This window comes from Mycetocola tolaasinivorans (assembly GCF_003667565.1).
Lineage (GTDB): Bacteria > Actinomycetota > Actinomycetes > Actinomycetales > Microbacteriaceae > Mycetocola > Mycetocola tolaasinivorans.
Genome location: NZ_RCUX01000001.1, coordinates 355,114 through 372,179, shown reverse-complemented (window position 1 = coordinate 372,179; position 17,066 = coordinate 355,114). Strand labels below are relative to the sequence as shown.

At 65.3% G+C, this 17,066-nt stretch carries 16 protein-coding genes; 5 read left to right on the top strand and 11 right to left on the bottom strand.

Annotated elements, in window-relative coordinates; all coding sequences use genetic code 11:
* Nucleotides 1–3 precede the first annotated feature (3 nt).
* From mraY to mraZ, 6 genes are all read right to left on the bottom strand, one after another.
* Nucleotides 4–1,098, bottom strand: a complete 1,095-nt coding sequence (gene mraY, locus D9V32_RS01690; RefSeq protein ID WP_121647154.1) for a phospho-N-acetylmuramoyl-pentapeptide-transferase — start codon at nt 1,096–1,098, stop codon at nt 4–6.
* Nucleotides 1,092–2,510, bottom strand: coding sequence for a UDP-N-acetylmuramoyl-tripeptide--D-alanyl-D-alanine ligase (locus tag D9V32_RS01685; RefSeq protein ID WP_121647153.1), 1,419 nt, complete (start codon nt 2,508–2,510; stop codon nt 1,092–1,094). Before D9V32_RS01685 ends, mraY begins: the two co-directional genes overlap by 7 nt.
* 97 nt (nt 2,511–2,607) lie before the next feature.
* Complete coding sequence (locus D9V32_RS01680) at nt 2,608–4,383, bottom strand: peptidoglycan D,D-transpeptidase FtsI family protein (protein WP_121647152.1); 1,776 nt, start codon at nt 4,381–4,383, stop codon at nt 2,608–2,610.
* Between the two features lie 147 nt (nt 4,384–4,530).
* Nucleotides 4,531–5,124, bottom strand: coding sequence for a cell division protein FtsL (gene ftsL / locus D9V32_RS01675; RefSeq protein ID WP_121647151.1), 594 nt, complete (start codon nt 5,122–5,124; stop codon nt 4,531–4,533).
* 2 nt (nt 5,125–5,126) lie between these two features.
* Nucleotides 5,127–6,077: a 16S rRNA (cytosine(1402)-N(4))-methyltransferase RsmH gene (gene rsmH / locus D9V32_RS01670; protein ID WP_121647150.1), complete on the bottom strand. Its 951-nt coding sequence runs from the start codon at nt 6,075–6,077 to the stop codon at nt 5,127–5,129.
* Nucleotides 6,078–6,197: 120 nt separating this feature from the next.
* Nucleotides 6,198–6,629 (bottom strand): division/cell wall cluster transcriptional repressor MraZ, encoded by a 432-nt coding sequence (gene mraZ / locus D9V32_RS01665; RefSeq protein ID WP_030143316.1) that lies wholly within the window; start codon nt 6,627–6,629, stop codon nt 6,198–6,200.
* Between the two features lie 508 nt (nt 6,630–7,137).
* Between mraZ and D9V32_RS01660 the strand changes: the two genes are divergently transcribed.
* Genes D9V32_RS01660 through D9V32_RS01650 form a run of 3 tightly spaced genes read left to right on the top strand, consistent with a single transcriptional unit; the run spans nt 7,138 to nt 10,144 of the window.
* The gene (locus D9V32_RS01660; RefSeq protein ID WP_121647149.1) at nt 7,138–8,139 is read left to right on the top strand and encodes an acyl-CoA dehydrogenase family protein; all 1,002 of its coding nucleotides are present in this window, start codon (nt 7,138–7,140) and stop codon (nt 8,137–8,139) included.
* Nucleotides 8,133–9,428: a bifunctional PIG-L family deacetylase/class I SAM-dependent methyltransferase gene (locus tag D9V32_RS01655; RefSeq protein ID WP_121647148.1), complete on the top strand. Its 1,296-nt coding sequence runs from the start codon at nt 8,133–8,135 to the stop codon at nt 9,426–9,428. Before D9V32_RS01660 ends, D9V32_RS01655 begins: the two co-directional genes overlap by 7 nt.
* Nucleotides 9,425–10,144 carry a glycosyltransferase family 2 protein gene (locus tag D9V32_RS01650; RefSeq protein ID WP_121647147.1) on the top strand — a complete coding sequence of 240 codons (720 nt, stop codon included), beginning with the start codon at nt 9,425–9,427 and terminating at the stop codon, nt 10,142–10,144. The genes D9V32_RS01655 and D9V32_RS01650 overlap by 4 nt, the downstream gene beginning before the upstream one ends.
* On the opposite strand, the gene D9V32_RS01645 is transcribed toward D9V32_RS01650, so the two are convergent.
* The 3 genes from D9V32_RS01645 to D9V32_RS01635 all read right to left on the bottom strand — a co-directional run bounded on the left by D9V32_RS01645 (nt 10,141) and on the right by D9V32_RS01635 (nt 11,318).
* Complete coding sequence (locus tag D9V32_RS01645) at nt 10,141–10,431, bottom strand: DUF7882 family protein (protein WP_121647146.1); 291 nt, start codon at nt 10,429–10,431, stop codon at nt 10,141–10,143. The genes D9V32_RS01650 and D9V32_RS01645 overlap by 4 nt on opposite strands.
* 2 nt (nt 10,432–10,433) lie before the next feature.
* Nucleotides 10,434–10,775, bottom strand: coding sequence for a DUF7882 family protein (locus D9V32_RS01640; RefSeq protein ID WP_121647145.1), 342 nt, complete (start codon nt 10,773–10,775; stop codon nt 10,434–10,436).
* Nucleotides 10,776–10,904: 129 nt separating this feature from the next.
* On the bottom strand, nt 10,905–11,318 hold the full coding sequence (locus tag D9V32_RS01635; protein WP_121647219.1) for a DUF3040 domain-containing protein: 414 nt from the start codon (nt 11,316–11,318) through the stop codon (nt 10,905–10,907).
* Between the two features lie 79 nt (nt 11,319–11,397).
* Here D9V32_RS01635 and D9V32_RS01630 point away from each other — a divergent pair, with 79 nt between their 5' ends.
* Entirely contained in the window at nt 11,398–12,504 is a 1,107-nt protein-coding gene (locus D9V32_RS01630; protein ID WP_121647144.1) for a polyprenyl synthetase family protein, read from the top strand.
* 99 nt (nt 12,505–12,603) lie between these two features.
* Here the strand turns inward: D9V32_RS01630 and D9V32_RS01625 are convergent, their stop codons facing one another.
* The gene (locus tag D9V32_RS01625; protein WP_245981919.1) at nt 12,604–12,945 is read right to left on the bottom strand and encodes an Rv2175c family DNA-binding protein; all 342 of its coding nucleotides are present in this window, start codon (nt 12,943–12,945) and stop codon (nt 12,604–12,606) included.
* A gap of 194 nt (nt 12,946–13,139) precedes the next feature.
* On the opposite strand from D9V32_RS01625, the gene pknB reads away from it, so the two are divergent.
* Nucleotides 13,140–15,083 (top strand): Stk1 family PASTA domain-containing Ser/Thr kinase, encoded by a 1,944-nt coding sequence (gene pknB / locus D9V32_RS01620; RefSeq protein ID WP_121647143.1) that lies wholly within the window; start codon nt 13,140–13,142, stop codon nt 15,081–15,083.
* A 587-nt stretch (nt 15,084–15,670) separates the two neighbouring features.
* On the opposite strand, the gene D9V32_RS01615 is transcribed toward pknB, so the two are convergent.
* Nucleotides 15,671–17,005 (bottom strand): class II 3-deoxy-7-phosphoheptulonate synthase, encoded by a 1,335-nt coding sequence (locus D9V32_RS01615; protein WP_121647142.1) that lies wholly within the window; start codon nt 17,003–17,005, stop codon nt 15,671–15,673.
* Between the last annotated feature and the right edge of the window lie 61 nt (nt 17,006–17,066).

Here is a 17,066-nt window from a genome sequence, read left to right as displayed (position 1 = left end):
GGCCTAGCGGTAGAACCACTCGAGGTAAAACAGTCCAACACCGGCGGCGCAGAGCAGCCCGGCGATGATCCAGAAGCGAACCACCACGGTCACTTCGGCCCAACCCTTGAGCTCGAAGTGATGGTGGATCGGTGACATGAGGAAGATGCGCTTCCCATGGGTGATCTTGAAGTATGCGCGCTGAATGATGACCGAACCGGCCTCGATCACGTAGAGGCCACCGATCAGGATCAGCAGCAGCTCGGTGTGGGTCAGGATGGCCAGGGCCACCACCGCGCCACCGAGGGCGAGCGAACCGGTGTCGCCGAGGAAGATGTCGGCGGGCGAGGTGTTCCACCAGAGGAAGCCGATCAGGGCTCCGGCAATGGCGGCGGCGACGATCGCGAGATCCAGCGGGTCACGCACGCTGTAGCACTTGTGCGCCACCTCCTGGGTCAGGGCCGGGTTGAAGCAGGACTGGTTGAACTGCCAGAAGCCGATGATGACGTAGGAGCCGAGGGCGAGAATCGTGGCACCGGTGGCCAGGCCATCCAGGCCATCGGTGAGGTTGACACCGTTGGAGGTTCCCACCACGAGGAACGAGGTCCAGATCAGGTACAGCGCATAGCCCACGAAGGGGCCGGCGAAGATGAGGTCGAAGTTCAGATCCCGGGTGAAGGAGATCGCGGTACTCGCGGGCGTCAGGCCGTTGGAGTTTGCGAAGTTGATGGCCATGATGCCAAACGCCACCGCCACGACCAGCTGGCCGGCGATCTTCGACCACCCACCGAGCCCGAGGCTCTGCTGCTTGCGCACCTTGAGGAAGTCGTCGGTGAAACCGACCAGACCGAGGCCCACCATCATGAACAGCACGAGCATGCCCGAAACCGTGACGGAGTCGCCGGAAATCAGCTTGGCAACAAAGTAACCAAAGAGCGTTCCGAGGATGATGACGATGCCACCCATGGTGGCGGTGCCGCGCTTGGAGTGGTGCGACTGGGGCCCATCGCTGCGGATGAACTGGCCCCACTGAAGCTTATGGAACAGCTTGACAAACACCGGCGTCAGGGCCAGTGAGAAGACCGTGGAGAGAACAACGGCCAAGAGCAGAGCTAGCACGTGAAAAATTCTCCCAGTCGGTCGCCGAGTAGTCGCAGGCCCGCCGAGTTGGAGGACTTGACCAACACCGTGTCTCCGGGCCGGATCGCGGTGGACAGATACTCGAACGCCGCATCTGCCTCCTCACAATATACCGACTCGCCATCCCACGAGCCCTCATTGATCGCCGTGATGTGCAGGCGCCGAGCCTCGGCACCCACCACCACGAGCTGGGAAATGTTCAGACGCACCAGCTGCAGGGCGATGCGGTCGTACTCGTCTCCGGCGAGCTCACCGAGCTCGGTCATGACCCCGAGAACCGCCACGGTGCGCCGATCACGCGGGGTGATCTGGGCCAGGGTGCGGATCGCGGCGGCCATCGAATCGGGGCTCGCGTTGTACGCGTCGTTGATGATCGTGACGTCGTCACGGCCGCCAAGGACCTCCATCCGCCAGCGTTCGGCCCGCTCGAGCGTGCCGAGTGCGGCAATCGCGTCCGCGGTCGCAATCCCGAGCGCGTCGGCGGCGCTGAGCGCGGCCAGCGCGTTGTACACGTGGTGCTCCCCCAGGATGCGCAGGTGCACGGGGTGTTCGGCCCCGGCCGCGTCCACGAGGGTGAAGTCGGTGCCGGTGCGGGTGCTGCGCACATCGGCGGCGCGGAACGTGGCGTTGTCGCCATCCACCGCGAAGGTGCGGACGGCCGCGCGGGTCAGCTCGGCCATGCCGATCACGCGGTAGTCATCGGCGTTCAGGATCGCGACGTCATTCTCGGTGAGCGGGGTCACCATCTCGCTCTTCGCGAGTACAGTGCGCTCGACCCCGCCGAACTCGCCGGCGTGGGCCAGGCCCACCTTGAGCACGATGCCGATATCGGGCTTCGCGATCGACACGAGGCGCGCGATGTCACCCACGTGGCTCGCACCCATCTCGATGATGAGGAAGCGGGTGTCAAACGTGGTGCGCAGGATGGTGAGCGGTGCCCCGACGTGGTTGTTGAACGAGGCGCGGGGGGCAACGGTTTCGGCCTGGGCCGACAGAATTGCCGCGAGCATGTTCTTCGTCGTGGTTTTCCCGTTCGAGCCGGTGATTCCGATGACGCGGAGGTTTCCCTCGGCGCGCACCCGGGCTACCACGGCGCGGGCGAGGTCGGCGATGGCGACCACAACATCCGGCACAACGATCTGTGCGATGTCCTCCTCAACGGTGTGCTCGACGAGCGCCAGAACCGCACCGGCAGCGCGCGCGATGCCCACGAAGTTGTGTCCGTCGGTGTGTTCACCGGGCTTGGCGACGAAGATGTCGCCCGGGGTGATCTGCCGCGAATCGGTGTCCACGAGCCCCGAGACCGTGTCGGTCGCGGAGAGCGTGGTGGGTGTGCTGTGGAGTTCACCCCCGAGTATTTCGGTGATCTCGGTGAGGGTCAAAACAATCATGGTGTTTTACTGTCTTTCGTGCACACGGCCCTGGGTGATGACCGTGTTGAGGATGTCCCACACCCCCGTTTGCCTCGGGGTATGGGCGGCGCGTTTACTAGTAGGTGCCCTTCCAACCGGGTGCCTGGGTGGTCGACGGCGCAATGCCGTACTTCTTGATGACCTGGGCGACAATCTCCTTGAAAACCGGTGCGGCGGCTGCCGACGAACGGAAGGTGAGCGGGGACTTGAGGTGTACCGTAACCACGTACTGCGGGTCTTCAACCGGGAACATTCCCGCCATGGAAGCGACGAACGTGGTCTGCAGCTGGCCATCAACGAACTGCTCACCGGTACCGGACTTCGCCGCAACCCGGTAACCCGGGATGTGCAGCTGGTCGGCAAGGAATCCGTCGGTAACCACGGTCTCCATCATACCGATCGTTTCTTTGGCGGCGCTCGCGGAGAGAATCCGCTCCCCCTCGGACGGTGCGGGGGTGTCGGTGACGGTGCCGTCGGGGTAGGAGCAGCCCTCGACGAGCTCGAGTGGCTTCATCACGCCGTCGTTTGCGATTCCCTGGTAAACCTGGGCCATCTGCACGGCGGTGGTGGAGAGTCCCTGACCGAACATGGTCACGTACTTCGTCTGGTTGTCCCACTTGTCTACCGGGTGCAGCACACCCGAGGACTGTCCGGGGAATTTGATGTCGGTGGACTGGCCGATACCGAACTTCTTGAGGTACTCATAACGCTGATCATCGGGCATCTTCTCGCCGAGAATGCTCAGACCGGTGTTGGAAGACTGCTGCAGCACGCCGCTCATCGTCAGGCGCTCATCCTCGTGCGGAAGGGCGTCCTTGATGCTCGCACCGTTTTTCGGGTGATACCGATACGGGGCCACGACCTGGGTGTTGTGGTCGGCCAGGCCGGCATCGACGAGCATTGCGGCCGTCAGCGGCTTGAAGATCGAACCGGGCTCGAAGGGCACCTGGAAAGCGCGCGAGCCGCGGAACTCAGCCGGGGTGCCGTCAACATTGCCGGGGTCGACGCTCGGGGCCTCGGCGATGGCGCGAATCTTTCCGGTCTTGACCTCGGTGACCATCGCGATGCCGTACTCGGCCTTGGTATCGGCCACCTGGGAGGCCACCAGCTGCTGCAGGGTCCAGTTGAGGTCCTTGTCGAGGGTCAGCTTGAGCGTGCCGCCGGGCTTCGCATCGGTCACCGTTTCGGTGGTGCCGGGCAGCGGAACGCGGTCCTTTGACTGCTGGAACTGCTGCAGGCCGTTGGTGCCCTGCAGGCACTGCTGCGCACTCAGTTCCATGCCGGCCTGGCCCTCGTTATCCGAACCGACGAAGCCCACGATGTTTCCGGCGACCGCGCCGTTGGGATACACCCGGCCGAAGGTCTGGCGAATGTACAGCCACGGAATGTTCATCGCACGAATCTTCGCGAACTGCTCGTAGCCCACCTTCTCGGCCAGCAGTGCATAGGCGGCATCCTTGTTCTTGGCGAGGGCATCATCGATCTTTGCCTGCAGCGTGGCGGGATCAACACCCAGCACACCGGCCATGTCGGAGAGCGCCTCGGCTACCGGAACCTCGATGGTCTTCTTACCCTCACGACGCTTGATGGGCTTGACGTCCTTGGGCGAGGTGGTGATCTCGAACTGCGCGATACTCGAGGCGAGCACGGCACCGTTGGTATCAACGATGTCGCCGCGCGGGGCATAGATCGTGCTCGACCCGCCCATCTTTTCGAGCGAGTCGGCGACCAGGCTCTCGGCCCGGACCACCTGAATATCCACGAGCCTCGCGACGAAGCCGGCCAGGATCAGGGCCACAACTACCAGCACCGCAACGAGGCGACGCCGGGTGGACATTGCCGAAGTGGTCATGCAAACACCTGGAACATATTCTCCTCAGTTGCGTCCTCCGAGCGGAGGGCGAGGAAGGTGACACGGCGTCACCGCGGGGTTTCCCCCGCGGTGACGGGGTACGGGCGGGCCCGTCCGACAGCCTGGGCTATCGCCTGAAACTCAGTACTAGTGGGTCTTCGGAGCGGGAAGTCCCGCGTCCAACGATACGATGCCGGGGGTCACGGGAGCGTTTGCCGCGCCCGAGTTGATCACAACCTCGCCGCCGGTGGTGGCGATGGCCGCACCCTGCAGCATGCGGTTCTGCACGACGCTGGAGGGCGCCTGCTTGACCGAGCCGGGCTGGCCGGCAACCGCCGGGGTACCGAGGACCTCGCCGGTCTTGAGCGAGATGTAGGCCGGTGCGCCACCAAAGGTCATCCCCAGTGCCTCGGCGTTGGCGGCGATGTACTGCGGGGAGGAGATCGCGGCCAGGTCGGTGCCGATGGCCTGGCTCTGCCAGCCGAGTTCGCGGTGATCACGCTGAAGCGAGTTCAGCTCATAGGCGCCCTGGCTGAGACCAACGCTCAACAGGATCTGGGTGAGCACGATCGCACCGATGGCTCCCAGCGCGACAAACGCGTAGAGCAGCTTGGGCTTGGCGGCGGCCCGGGTCCCCGGGGCAACGACGCGAAGCGGACGTTCCCGCCCCCGCGACGGTGCCTCGGCCGGTGCGGCGGTGAGATCCCACGCGAAATCGTTGCGTGCCAGGTTTTCACTCATGATCAGCCCTCACGTACTCGTTCGGCCGCGCGAAGCCGGACGGGCTTTGCGCGGGGGTTTTCTTCGATTTCATCGTCCGAGGCGAGCTCGGCACCACGCACGAGGAGCCGGAACTTTGCCGCGTGCTCGGGCAGTTCCATCGGCAGGCCGGCCGGCGCGGTAGACGCCGTGGCCTTCGCGAACAGGCGCTTGATGATGCGGTCTTCGAGGGACTGATACGACAGCACCACGATGCGGCCGCCCACGTTCAGCGCATCCAGTGCGGCGGGGATCGCCGCGGCCAGAACACTCAGCTCGGTGTTGACCTCGATTCGCAGTGCCTGGAACACCCGCTTGGCGGGGTGCCCGTTGCGCGAGACCGCGGCCGGGGTGGCGTCCTGCAGGATTTGCACGAGCTGTCCGGAGCGGGTGATCGGGGCCTCGTTACGCGCGGCGATGATCGCCCGGGCGTAGCGGCCGGCGAGCTTTTCCTCACCGAAGTCTTCGAAGATGCGGCGCAGGTCGCCCTCGCGGTAGGTCGCGAGGATGATCTCGGCCGTGAGCTCGCTCGTGCCGTCCATCCGCATGTCCAGCGGGGCGTCCTGAGCGTAGGAGAATCCTCGTTCGGCACGGTCCAGCTGGAGGGAGGAGACGCCGAGGTCAAACAGGATGGCGTCCACCCCGTCGACGCCGACGGTCTCCAGCGCGCCCTCGATGCCGTCATAGACGGTGTGCACGAGGTGGGCACGGTCGGCTACCGCGGCGAGGCGGGTGCCGGCAATCTCGAGGGCCTGCGGGTCTCGGTCGAGCCCGATCAGGTTGAGACCGGGGTAGCGCGTCAGCATTGCGAGCGAGTGGCCGCCCATACCGAGGGTCGCGTCGATTGCCCAGGCCCCGGGCTGTGCCAGCGCGGGGTCGAGGAGCTCGAGGCAGCGCTCGAGGAGAACGGGAGTGTGAATCTTGTCGAGTTCCATAGTTTTTCTTCCGGTGCCCGGAGGGCGTGTCCCTGGGTCCTGATCCCCATCCGCTCGGTTCCGCCGCCAGGGAAGGGGCGTCGGTACGTGGATGAACGGCGGGGGGTCGGGGTGCAGGGACTAGAACAGTCCCGGAATCACCTCCTCGGCGGTGTCGGCGAACGCCGCTTCCTGCTCGGCCAGATAGGCCTCCCAGGCTTCGGTGTCCCAGATTTCGGCGCGGCTTCCCGCGCCGATGACGGTAAGCTCACGGCTCAGCCCGGCGTAGTTACGCAGGGCTGAGGGAACCGTGATGCGGTTCTGCTTGTCCGGAGTCTCGGCGCTTGCCCCCGAAAGGAACACGCGCAGATAGTCGCGGGCCTGCTTACTGGTTACCGGGGCCTGCCGGATCTTCGTGTGCATGTCCTCGAACTCTCGAGTACTGAACACGTAGATGCAGCGTTCCTGGCCGCGGGTCATTACCACCCCACCGGCGAGCTCCTCGCGGAACTTTGCCGGCAGGATCAGGCGGCCTTTTTCGTCCAGTTTTGGGGCATAGGTACCAAGAAACATGTGCCTAGCTCCTTCCCCCGATCGGACGACCACCACCGCTTGCCCCCACTTTACTCCACCCTCTACCACTTTCCTAGGAACTAAACCTAATTTCTCCGCTTAACGCGCCGGAAGCCCAGTAAATACGGGACCTGTGAAAGTGGAGGGAAATGGAGCGTTAAATCCGCTCCGCGCGTCAGAACCTCGTTTTACCCCCGAAAAATGGCACAAAAAACCCTCCTAGACGCGCGGTGGAGGAAGATGGAGGGCGTCGGGGGTGGATGTGGAGGGGCTCGGGGAGCGATGTGGGGGGGCACCGTCTTTCCCGCCGTCCACGCATCCAATTCGCGCGCGAGTATCCTCCCCGTTCCCCGATTGTGCAACCCCCTTATGCCCGGGCTTGCCCCGACCTAGGGTGAGGCCTACATCACCCGGTCCGATCACCGATGCGAATCATGTGAACGGCCGCCGCGCTGTCGCCCAGGGAGGCGAGCCCTCGGTGTCGCACTCCCCCACAGAAAGAACGTGCATGAACACTCCACTCACCGCCACCCTTGGCATCACCGACTCCGAAGTCCTGAACGCCCTGCCCTCCCCGGGTGACATCGCCGGTGCTCTCGCCCTGGCTCAGGATCTCGGAACCCGGCGAGCGTATCCCGGGGACGGAACCACCGGCGAGCAGTGGGGTCTTCTCGCCGCCATCGCGGCGCATGACCTCGGTATCGTGCGCGCCATCGAACCGCATCTGGATGCCGTCGCCATCCTCACGCAGGCGAACATCGATCCCCTCCCCGGTGCCTGGGGTGTGTTCGCCTCCGAGGGTGGATCAGACCCCGTCCGAGCCACCCGCGTGGGCGAGGGGTGGGCCCTCACCGGCACCAAGCGCTGGTGCTCCCTCGCCGCACGGTTGGATCATGCGCTGGTCACCGCGCAGACGCAGAGCGGAAACCCACGGCTCTTTGCCCTGGATCTGCGCGCCCCCGGCGTGACCATCCTCGATCCAAAGTGGGCAGCCCTCGGCCTGCGCGAGATTCCCAGCGGTCCCGTGCGCTGCGCCTCCGTACCCGCGGCCGGCGTGGGCGCGAGCGGGTGGTATTCGGCCCGCCCCGGCTTTGCCTGGGGAGGCGTCGGGGTTGCCGCCTGCTGGTTTGGGGGCGCGGTGGCCATCGCCCGGAGCGTTCGTGAGGCCGCGGCACGCGCACATAACCCGCACACTCTGGCCCACCTGGGGGCAATGGACACCCTCCTCCACGCCTGCCGGCTCGCCCTCAACGATGCGGCACGCCAGGCGGATAACCAGGAACCGGGCGGCAAGCTCACGGCCTGGCGGGTGCGTGGCCTGGTCGCCCGCGCCTGTGAGGACATCATCCACCGGGCCGGCCACTCCCTGGGCCCGGGCCCGCTCGCCCATGATGCCGAACACGCAAAGCGCGTATCCGACCTCTCCCTCTACATCCGACAGCATCACGGCGAGGCCGACGACGCCGCCCAGGGTGAGGCCGTCGCCGGGTTTGGGAGCACCCCGTGGTGATCTTTGATGCGGCACTCGCCGGAACCACGGTGGGTGAATGGACCGAAGATGACCGCTTCCATAACCGACCCACGCTCTCCCTCGACACCGTCAGCGAGCTGGTGGTGATCGCCGCCCACCCCGATGATGAAACCCTCGGCGCGGGCGGCCTGATCGCACAGTGTGAAGCCCTGGGGCTGCCAATCACGGTCATCTGTGTGACGGACGGTGCTGCCTCACATGCCGGAGATCCCACCCTGCCCTCCACCCGGGCCGCGGAGCTCGAGAGGGCCGTGTTTGAGCTCTCCCCACGCGCGAGTATCGAGCGTCTCGGGTTTCCCGATGGCGGCACGCGGGAACGATACTCTGCCCTGCGGGCGGAACTCGATGAGCGTATTCACCGGCTCCCCCGCAGCGCCCTCATCGCTGCCCCCTGGGCGGGCGATGGACACCGGGATCACCGCGTGGTTGGTGAGCTGATGCGCGACCTTGCGGGCGAGCGGGTCCTGCTGGAGTATCCGGTCTGGATGTGGCACTGGGCATCACCTGAGCACCCAGACACCCCGTGGCCCCGGATGAAAACCCTCCATATCGACGTGGTCAGTAAGATCCGCGCGCAGAATCACTATCGGTCTCAGCTCGGCGGCGACTCCCCCATTCTTCTCCCCGAATTCCTCGAACACTTTCGCCACGCACAGGAGTTCTATGTGGTGAGCGAGCGCCCACTGCGCTCCTCACATTTCGACGCGCTCTACGCGCGCTCGGACGATCCCTGGCACTTTCGCACCCGCTGGTATGAAAAGCGTAAGCGTGATCTCACCGTCGCGAGCCTACCCCGGGAAGGCTTTGAACACGCCCTGGAAATAGGCTGCTCGCTGGGTCTCCTGACCGGGATGCTCGCCGAGCGCTGCGATCACCTCGTTGCGGTGGACGTTTCCGCGGTGGCCGTCGCCCAGGCACGAGCCCACGTCGGATCGGATGCCCGTATCGAACGGCTCGATGTCCTGACCGATTTCCCCACGGGCAGCTACGACCTCATCGTCCTCTCCGAGGTGGGCTACTACTGGGATTCCGAGAGCCTCGACCGGGTCCTCGCAAACATTCGCTCATCGCTCGCCCCGAACGGCGTTCTCCTGGCCTGCCACTGGCGCCACCCCGTCGCCGCCTATCCCCTCACCGGTGACGGCGTGCACGATGCCGTCGCCGCCATGGGGCTGACACGACTATCCACACATTCGGAGGAGGATTTTCTCCTCGAGATCTTTTCCCTCGATCCCCGTTCCGTAGCTCGCATCGAAGGACTCTCATGATCACACACGTCGTTGTCACCATTCCCGCGCGCGATGAGGCTGCCAGAATCGACACCTGCCTCCGATCCGTCATCGTCTCGGCCGTGCGCTGTACGCTGCCGGTGACAATCATGTTGGTAGCCGATACCTGCCTGGACAACACGGCAGAGCGGGCCCGGCGGTATCCCCCGGTCAGCGTCCTCGAGGTGATCGGGACCAACGTGGGTGCGGCTCGGCGCGCGGGCATCGCCCACGCACTCGCCGCCCTCCCGGCACCATCCGAAACGGTGTGGCTCGCAAACACCGATGCCGACAGCGTGGTGCCGGCGAACTGGCTCGCCTCCCAGGTGGCTCTCGCCGATCACGGTGCGGATCTCATCATCGGCACCGTCCGCCCCCACCCATCCGAATATCCGCGAGCCGCTCAGCGCCAGTGGCGACTGGATCACGTGCGGGGAGAACCGAACGGCAGCATTCATGGCGCAAACCTGGGCGTGCGTGCTTCGGCCTATCTCGCCGTGGGCGGATTCACCCCGATTTCCGAGCATGAGGACGTTGATCTCGTACGCCGCCTGTCCGGTTACACCACGGTAGCCAGTGATGCCGGGGAGGTCACCACCTCGGCCCGGCTGGTCGGGCGCACGCCCGGCGGCTACGCGGGTTATCTCGCGGCACAGGCTCGAACGCCGGCGCAGGCCCCGCTCATCGGCGTGGGCGCCGATGAACCGGCGCGCTAAATCGCGGTGGTGAGCCTCAGCCCGTCGCTTCCGTTCGCGCCGGTCGACAGCGCTTCAAAGATGGACCGGTCCAGCGGGAAGTGCTCCTCACGCTCGAACACAAAGTGCAGGGGGATTGAGGGGTAGAGCCAAATGCTGTGGCTTTGCTGCCCCTCGGTTTCCGTCCAGGTCAGCATGAAGCCCTCCCCTCGACGCAGTTTCCCCACGATCACGGCCTTGAGGTGGCTCAGCAACCGGTCGTCAAAGGGAAATTCCTGCCCGCTGGATCCGTAGTGCAGGGTGCCCATGGCTACGCCCGATCTACGTTCTGACGGACGCGCTCGAGCACCCGAGCGGCGTCCTTCTCGGCGATGGGCTCCATGCCGTGGCCGGAGTTTGCAATCTCCCCCAGCGCATCCACCCACTCGCGGTTGAGGTGCGGGGGTTTACCTCCCGCGAATTGGAACTGCAGCCCCACGGATGGAGAGATCCAGAGGCTCACTCGGCCGCCGCCCTCGCTTTGGCGAAGTACCCAGTTGAGGTAAAAGCTCTCCTGCCGGCGCAGCTTTATTCCGATCGCGGCTTTGAGGTGCTCAAGCACCCGATCGTCAAAGTCGAATCTTGCCCCCGGACCATACACGAGTGTTCCCATTTGTTCATCCTGCCCCATCGGATAACTTCTGTCGCCCAAACGGAAAAATACTTTTGGTATACCGCACAAAAACGGGCGGGCCACCCCGAAGGATGGCCCGCCCGTAGACGATCTTGGGGAGAGGTGGGACTACTTGTCGCCACCGTCTCGACGCTCCCAGCGCTCGCCCATGCGATCCATGAACGAGGTGGACTGCGCGTTACCACCGGGCTGTGCGGCACCGGAGGTCTTGGAGGGCTGGGTGAAGAACTCACCCGGACGCGGCTCTTTTTCGGGTGCCGGCTTTTTGGACGGTGTAATCGCCACCAGAACCCCACCGAGCATCGCGACGAAACCGACGATGCCGATGATGGGTTGATGAAGGATTACCGCGACGATCAGCCCGGCAATACCCACGATTGCGAGCAGCGCGCCCAGCGCGATGCTGCGATAGCTCGGACGGCCACGCTTGTCTCCCGCGGTCGACACAAAATCTGCATCGTGACCGTAGAGACTACGCTCCATCTCGTCAAGAAGACGCTGCTCCTGCTCGGATAGCGGCATTCCGATCGCCTCCTCCATATTTTCTTGCGCACTTGCGCCCTCTCCACTCTAGCCGCCCAGGGAAAGCTAAGCTAGACGCGTGAACGAAACCGAGCACCTCCGTGACCAGCTCCAGCTCCGCATCGATCAGTTTCTGATCGAGCATGAAACCATTTTGGCGCGGATTGCCCCCGATCTTGCTACGTTCTCGACGTACTCCCAGTCTTTCCTTCGCGGCGGAAAGCGCTTCCGCGCGATCTTCGCGTACTGGGGCTGGCACGGGGTGCGTCAGACACTCCCGGGCGTGGCTCAGGATGACGCCAAGGCGCTGCACACCATCCTCGGTGTGGGAGCGGCCCTCGAGATCTTCCACGCGGCCGCCCTCGCGCACGATGACATTCTGGACAACTCCGATACCCGACGCGGTGAACCCGCGATCCACCGCCGCTTCGAGAAGCTCTCAGCCGACGCAGGCTGGCGCGGCGATCACGCCGCCTTCGGCGTGGGCTCGGCGATCCTGTTTGGCGACATGCTGCTGAGCTGGAGCGATGAGCTGATGTACACGACCCTCGCGGGCCTGCCCGAATCCGCGGCCGCCCCCGCACGGGCCGAGTACCAGCAGATGCGCACCGACGTGACCGCCGGGCAGTATCTCGACGTGCTTGAGGAGAGCGCGTGGTTCGGGCACTCCGACGAGGAGCTGATCGAGCGCGCACGGACGATTCTCACCTATAAGTCGGCGAAGTACAGCGTTGAGGTCCCGCTCGCGCTCGGTGCGAGCACCGCCGGCGCGACCCCCGCCCAGATCGAGGCGCTGCGCGAATACGGTCTCGCGGTCGGTACCGCGTTCCAGCTGCGGGACGACATCCTCGGTGTCTTCGGCGATGCCCGGGTCACCGGCAAGCCGAGCGGTGATGACCTGCGCGAGGGCAAGCGCACCCTGCTGGTTGCGCTGACCCGGCGCGAACTCCCCGAGCACGAGCGCCCCGCCTTCGACGCCCAGATTGGTAACCCCGACCTCGGTGAGGACGAAATTCTCGCGCTGCAGAAGCTCATGCACGATACCGGTGCCGTGGCGGAGACCGAGCGAATCATTGCCGAATCGGTGGCTGCCGGACGCGCCGCGCTGGCGGATTCCACCCTCGGTGCGGATGCCCGCGCGGCACTCGACGCACTCGCCGTGCACATGAGCGCCCGCAGCGCCTAGCCCACCCGCTGGCCGACGGGCCCGCCGCAACGTAAAACGCGCCGCTCCCCGAGGGGGACGGCGCGTTTTGCGTGGGTGCCGGTAAAACCGGCGCGTTACCTAGGCCAGGGCCTGAGTAATCCGGCGCACCTCGGTCTTGCGACCGGAGATCAGGGCGTCGATGGGTGCGGTGCCGAGGGTTTCCTCCTCGGTCAGCAGCCACTCCATGGCCTCATCGGTGCTGAAGCCGGCGTCTTCCAGAAGGAACAGGGTTCCGCGCAGGTGAACCAGGGGCTCACCAGCACGCAGGAAGTCCTTCGGGACGCTCAGTACGCCGCTGCGCTTGATCGCAAGCAGGTGCTTGTCTTCGATCAGGCGGCGGATCCGGCTCGGGGTCAGGTCAAGAATCTCTACCAGCTCGGGCATTGCGAGCCACTCACGCTGTGCATATACATCGGTCACGCGACAAGTCTTACACGCAGAGCCCCCGCGAGCCCACTTTGCGCGCGACACGCGGGCATTTTTCTTGTCAGCCGGCAGCGGACGGACCTTCGAACACGCCAAAACGTCATCCCCCGGGGTGATTTCCTGTGTGACACCTTCGGGCCGGGGTGTTGCGCGCCGCCCGAACGCGGCCCGCACCGTAAACTTGCATCGTGACGTCTAGCCCTCATTCCGATCCCCTGATCGGTCGTCTTATCGATGACCGCTACCAGGTGCGCTCGCGCATTGCTCGTGGCGGCATGGCAACCGTGTACCTCGCAACCGATCTGCGACTCGAACGCCGGGTCGCTCTGAAGGTTATGCACGGTCATTTGTCCGACGACACAAACTTTAAGAACCGCTTCATCCAGGAGGCCCGCTCGGCCGCCCGCCTCGCCGACCCCAACGTGGTGAGCGTGTTCGACCAGGGCCAGGATGCCGATATGGCGTACCTCGTGATGGAGTACCTGCCCGGCATCACGCTGCGCGATCTCCTGCGCGATCACGGCCGCCTCACCGCCCGCCAGGTGATCGACATCATGGATGCCGTCACCAGCGGCCTCGCCGCCGCGCATCGCAGCGGCATCGTGCACCGGGATCTCAAGCCCGAAAACGTGCTGCTTGCCGATGATGGTCGAATCAAGATCGGTGACTTTGGGCTCGCCCGGGCCGTGACGGCGCAGACCGGCAGCGGCCAGGCACTCCTTGGCACCATCGCCTATCTCTCCCCCGAACTCGTGACCCGTGGCGAGGCCGATGCCCGCAGCGACATCTATGCGCTCGGCATCATGATGTACGAGATGCTCACCGGTGAACAGCCTTATCAGGGCGAGCAGCCGATGCAGATCGCCTACCAGCACGCCAACGAATCGGTGCCGCGCCCGAGCGCGAAGGTGCCGCAGGTACCCGCCGACCTCGACGATCTCGTGCTGTGGTGCACCGAGCGTGAGCCCGAGGAGCGCCCGTCCGGCGCCGGTGAACTCCTGGAGCGCCTGCGCGAGGTGGAGCGTCAGCTCGGTCTCACCCAGCAGTCGACCCCGGCACCGGCACCGGTCACCACCACCGTGTTTCCCGCGCTACTGGGCAACACCGACGGCGCCGACGTGACCCGCGTGCTCACCTCGCCGAGCGTGCGTACCGGGCCCATCGATCCCCACGACCAGACCTCCGCACTGAGTGTGCGCAGTAACCGCCGCGCCAAGCTGGGCTGGTGGGCGCTGCTCCTGGTCGTGATTCTGGGTGTGGGATCGGGCACCGCCGGCTGGTACTTCGGGTTTGGTCCCGGCGGCATGATCGAGGTTCCAAGCGTCGTGGGTAAGCCCTCGGCCGAGGCATTCGAAACGCTGAAGGCTCAGGAGATTAAATCGACCCGGGCCGAGGAGTACTCACTCACGGTCCCGACCGATACCGTCATCTCGACCGACCCGGTTGGAGCCACGCGCATCGATAAGGATCGCGTTGTCACCGTCACTGTCTCGCTGGGTCTGAAGACGGTCTCGCTCGGCAGCCTGGCCGGTAAGCCGGTCGAGGAGGTGCGGGCGCTTCTCGCGGAAAACAACCTCACCGAGGGCACCGCGAGCAAGCGCTACTCCTCCCAGGTCGCCGCGGGAAACCTTCTGCAGGTCACCGCGGGCGATGCCGACATCACCGAAACCGGCGAGACCCAGTGGGGTCAAACCCTCAACTTCGTGGTCTCCGCGGGTCCGATTCCGCCGGTCAACGGCCTGACCGAGGACGCCGCGCGCAGCGCACTGACCGGCGTGGGTCTCGTTGTCGCCGGCACCAGCAAGACGGAGTTCAGCGACACCGTTGCCGCCGGGAACGTGCTCGGTGTGGTGGAGCTACACGGTGACAACGTACCCGAGGTGGGCGCCACCGTGACCCTGATCATCTCCAAGGGCCCCGACCTCGTCGAGGTACCGGATGTCTCCGGGAAGCCCGTCAAGGCGGCAAAGGCCACCCTCGAGGGCGCCGGGTTCACCGTCACTGTGAAGTCGGGTATCCCCACCGCGGTGGCAGACCTCCTCGGCGATGCCTTCACCGTGACCAGCACCAACCCCGCCGGTGGCGCGCAGGTCAAGCGCGGCGCGGCCGTCACGATCCAGGCGAACTTCTAAGCGCCTCCCACCGCCCCGCGCTGTCATACAGTGGCCGCAAGCGGTGCAGGACGGGAACCCGGCTGACACCACTGTGCCACTGACCCGCCTCGACGTCGATCGTGCGCAGCAGCCGCGTCGCGGTGCGGTGATACGTTCGGAGATCCTCATGCGTGATCGGGGTGCCCTGGCGGCCGTGCGCCGAGGATCGATGGGCCGCGCGCTGCGAAGCCCTGCGGAGGGCGCTCTGAGAGGTGGATACCCCCTGCCGAGGGTTCAGGATCCGTTGGAGTGGATTCGCCGGCGCCCGGATCCACTCCTCGGAGCCACCACGCTCAGGGTGCAGTCGATGTAGGTGCTAAAGCGCGGCTCGGAGGCGTGTAGACGAAGAAGTTTTGCGGCTTCTGCTTGCGCGATAAATTTCATACGATGTAAGCTACCGACAGAAACAAGGACAAGATCCCTTGTGCTACAAAGAACGTAACCCCCGCTCTCCTCGAGAGTGGGGGTCGTTTTCTTTATCGGGCCACACCCCGTACACACTGCACGACGAAACGGGGAAGGCCTGCGCTCCCGAGGGGAACGCAGGCCTTCAGCTGAGGCGGGTACTAGGCGTTGCGTGCGGCCAGTTCCTCGGCAACCAGGAACGCGAGCTCCAGGGACTGCTTGTGGTTCAGGCGCGGGTCGCACAGCGACTCGTAGCGGGTCGCGAGGTCTGCCTCGTCGATGTGCTCGGCACCACCGAGGCACTCGGTGACGTCGTCTCCGGTGAGTTCCACGTGGATACCCCCGGGGAACGTGCCCACCTGACGGTGTGCCTCGAAGAAGCCCTTGACCTCGTCAACCACATCGTCGAAACGACGGGTCTTGTAGCCGTTGGGGGTCGAGAAACCGTTGCCGTGCATCGGGTCGGTGACCCACAGCGGGGTGGCGTCGGAGTCCTTGATGGCCTCCAGCAGCGGGGGCAGCGCGTCGCGGATCTTGCCCGCGCCCATCCGGGTGATGAAGGTCAGGCGGCCGGGCTCACGGTTGGGGTCGAGCTTGTCCACGAGGCGCAGCATGTCATCCGTGCTGGTGGTGGGCCCAAGCTTCACACCGATCGGGTTGCGGACGCGCGACAGGAAGTCGACGTGTGCGCCATCGATCTCGCGGGTGCGCTCACCGATCCAGATGAAGTGCGAGGACGTGTTGTACGGGGTACCGGTGCGCGAATCGATCCGCGTCATCGGGCGCTCGTAATCCATCAGCAGACCCTCGTGGCCGGTGTAGAACTCCACACCGCGCAGCGAGTCAAAGTCGGCACCGGCGGACTCCATGAACCGGATCGCCCGGTCGATGTCCTTCGCCAGCTTCTCGTAGCGTGCGTTTGCCGGGTTCGCGGCAAAGCCCTGGTTCCAGCGGTGCACCTCACGCAGGTCGGCGAAGCCCCCCTGGGTGAAGGCACGCACGAGGTTGAGCGTGGACGCGGCCGTGTGGTAGCCCTGCACGAGACGCTCGGGGTTTGCGGTGCGCGACTCCGGGGTGAAGTCGTAGCCGTTGACGATGTCGCCGCGGTAGGCGGGCAGCGTCACGCCATCGCGGGTCTCGTCGTCGCTCGAACGGGGCTTGGCGAACTGGCCGGCCATACGGCCCATCTTGACCACGGGCATCGAGGCACCGTAGGTCAGGACAACGGCCATCTGCAGCAGCGTGCGGACGCGGTCGCGGATCTGGTCGGCAGTCGCACCGGCGAAGGTCTCGGCGCAGTCACCGCCCTGAAGCAGGAAAGCCTTTCCGCTCGCGGCGGCGGCCAGGCGATCACGCAGCACGTCTACCTCACCGGCAAACACCAGCGGCGGCAGGGTCGAAATGGTGGCCGAGGCGCGGGCGACGGCCTCCTTGTCCGGCCAGTTTGGCTGCTGCTTGATCGGAAGCTCGCGCCAATAGTCCAGCCCGGCAATCACAGCGTCATCTGCTTGCACAACCGGCTCTAATGGATTTCCCACGGCACTTCCTAAATCTGTT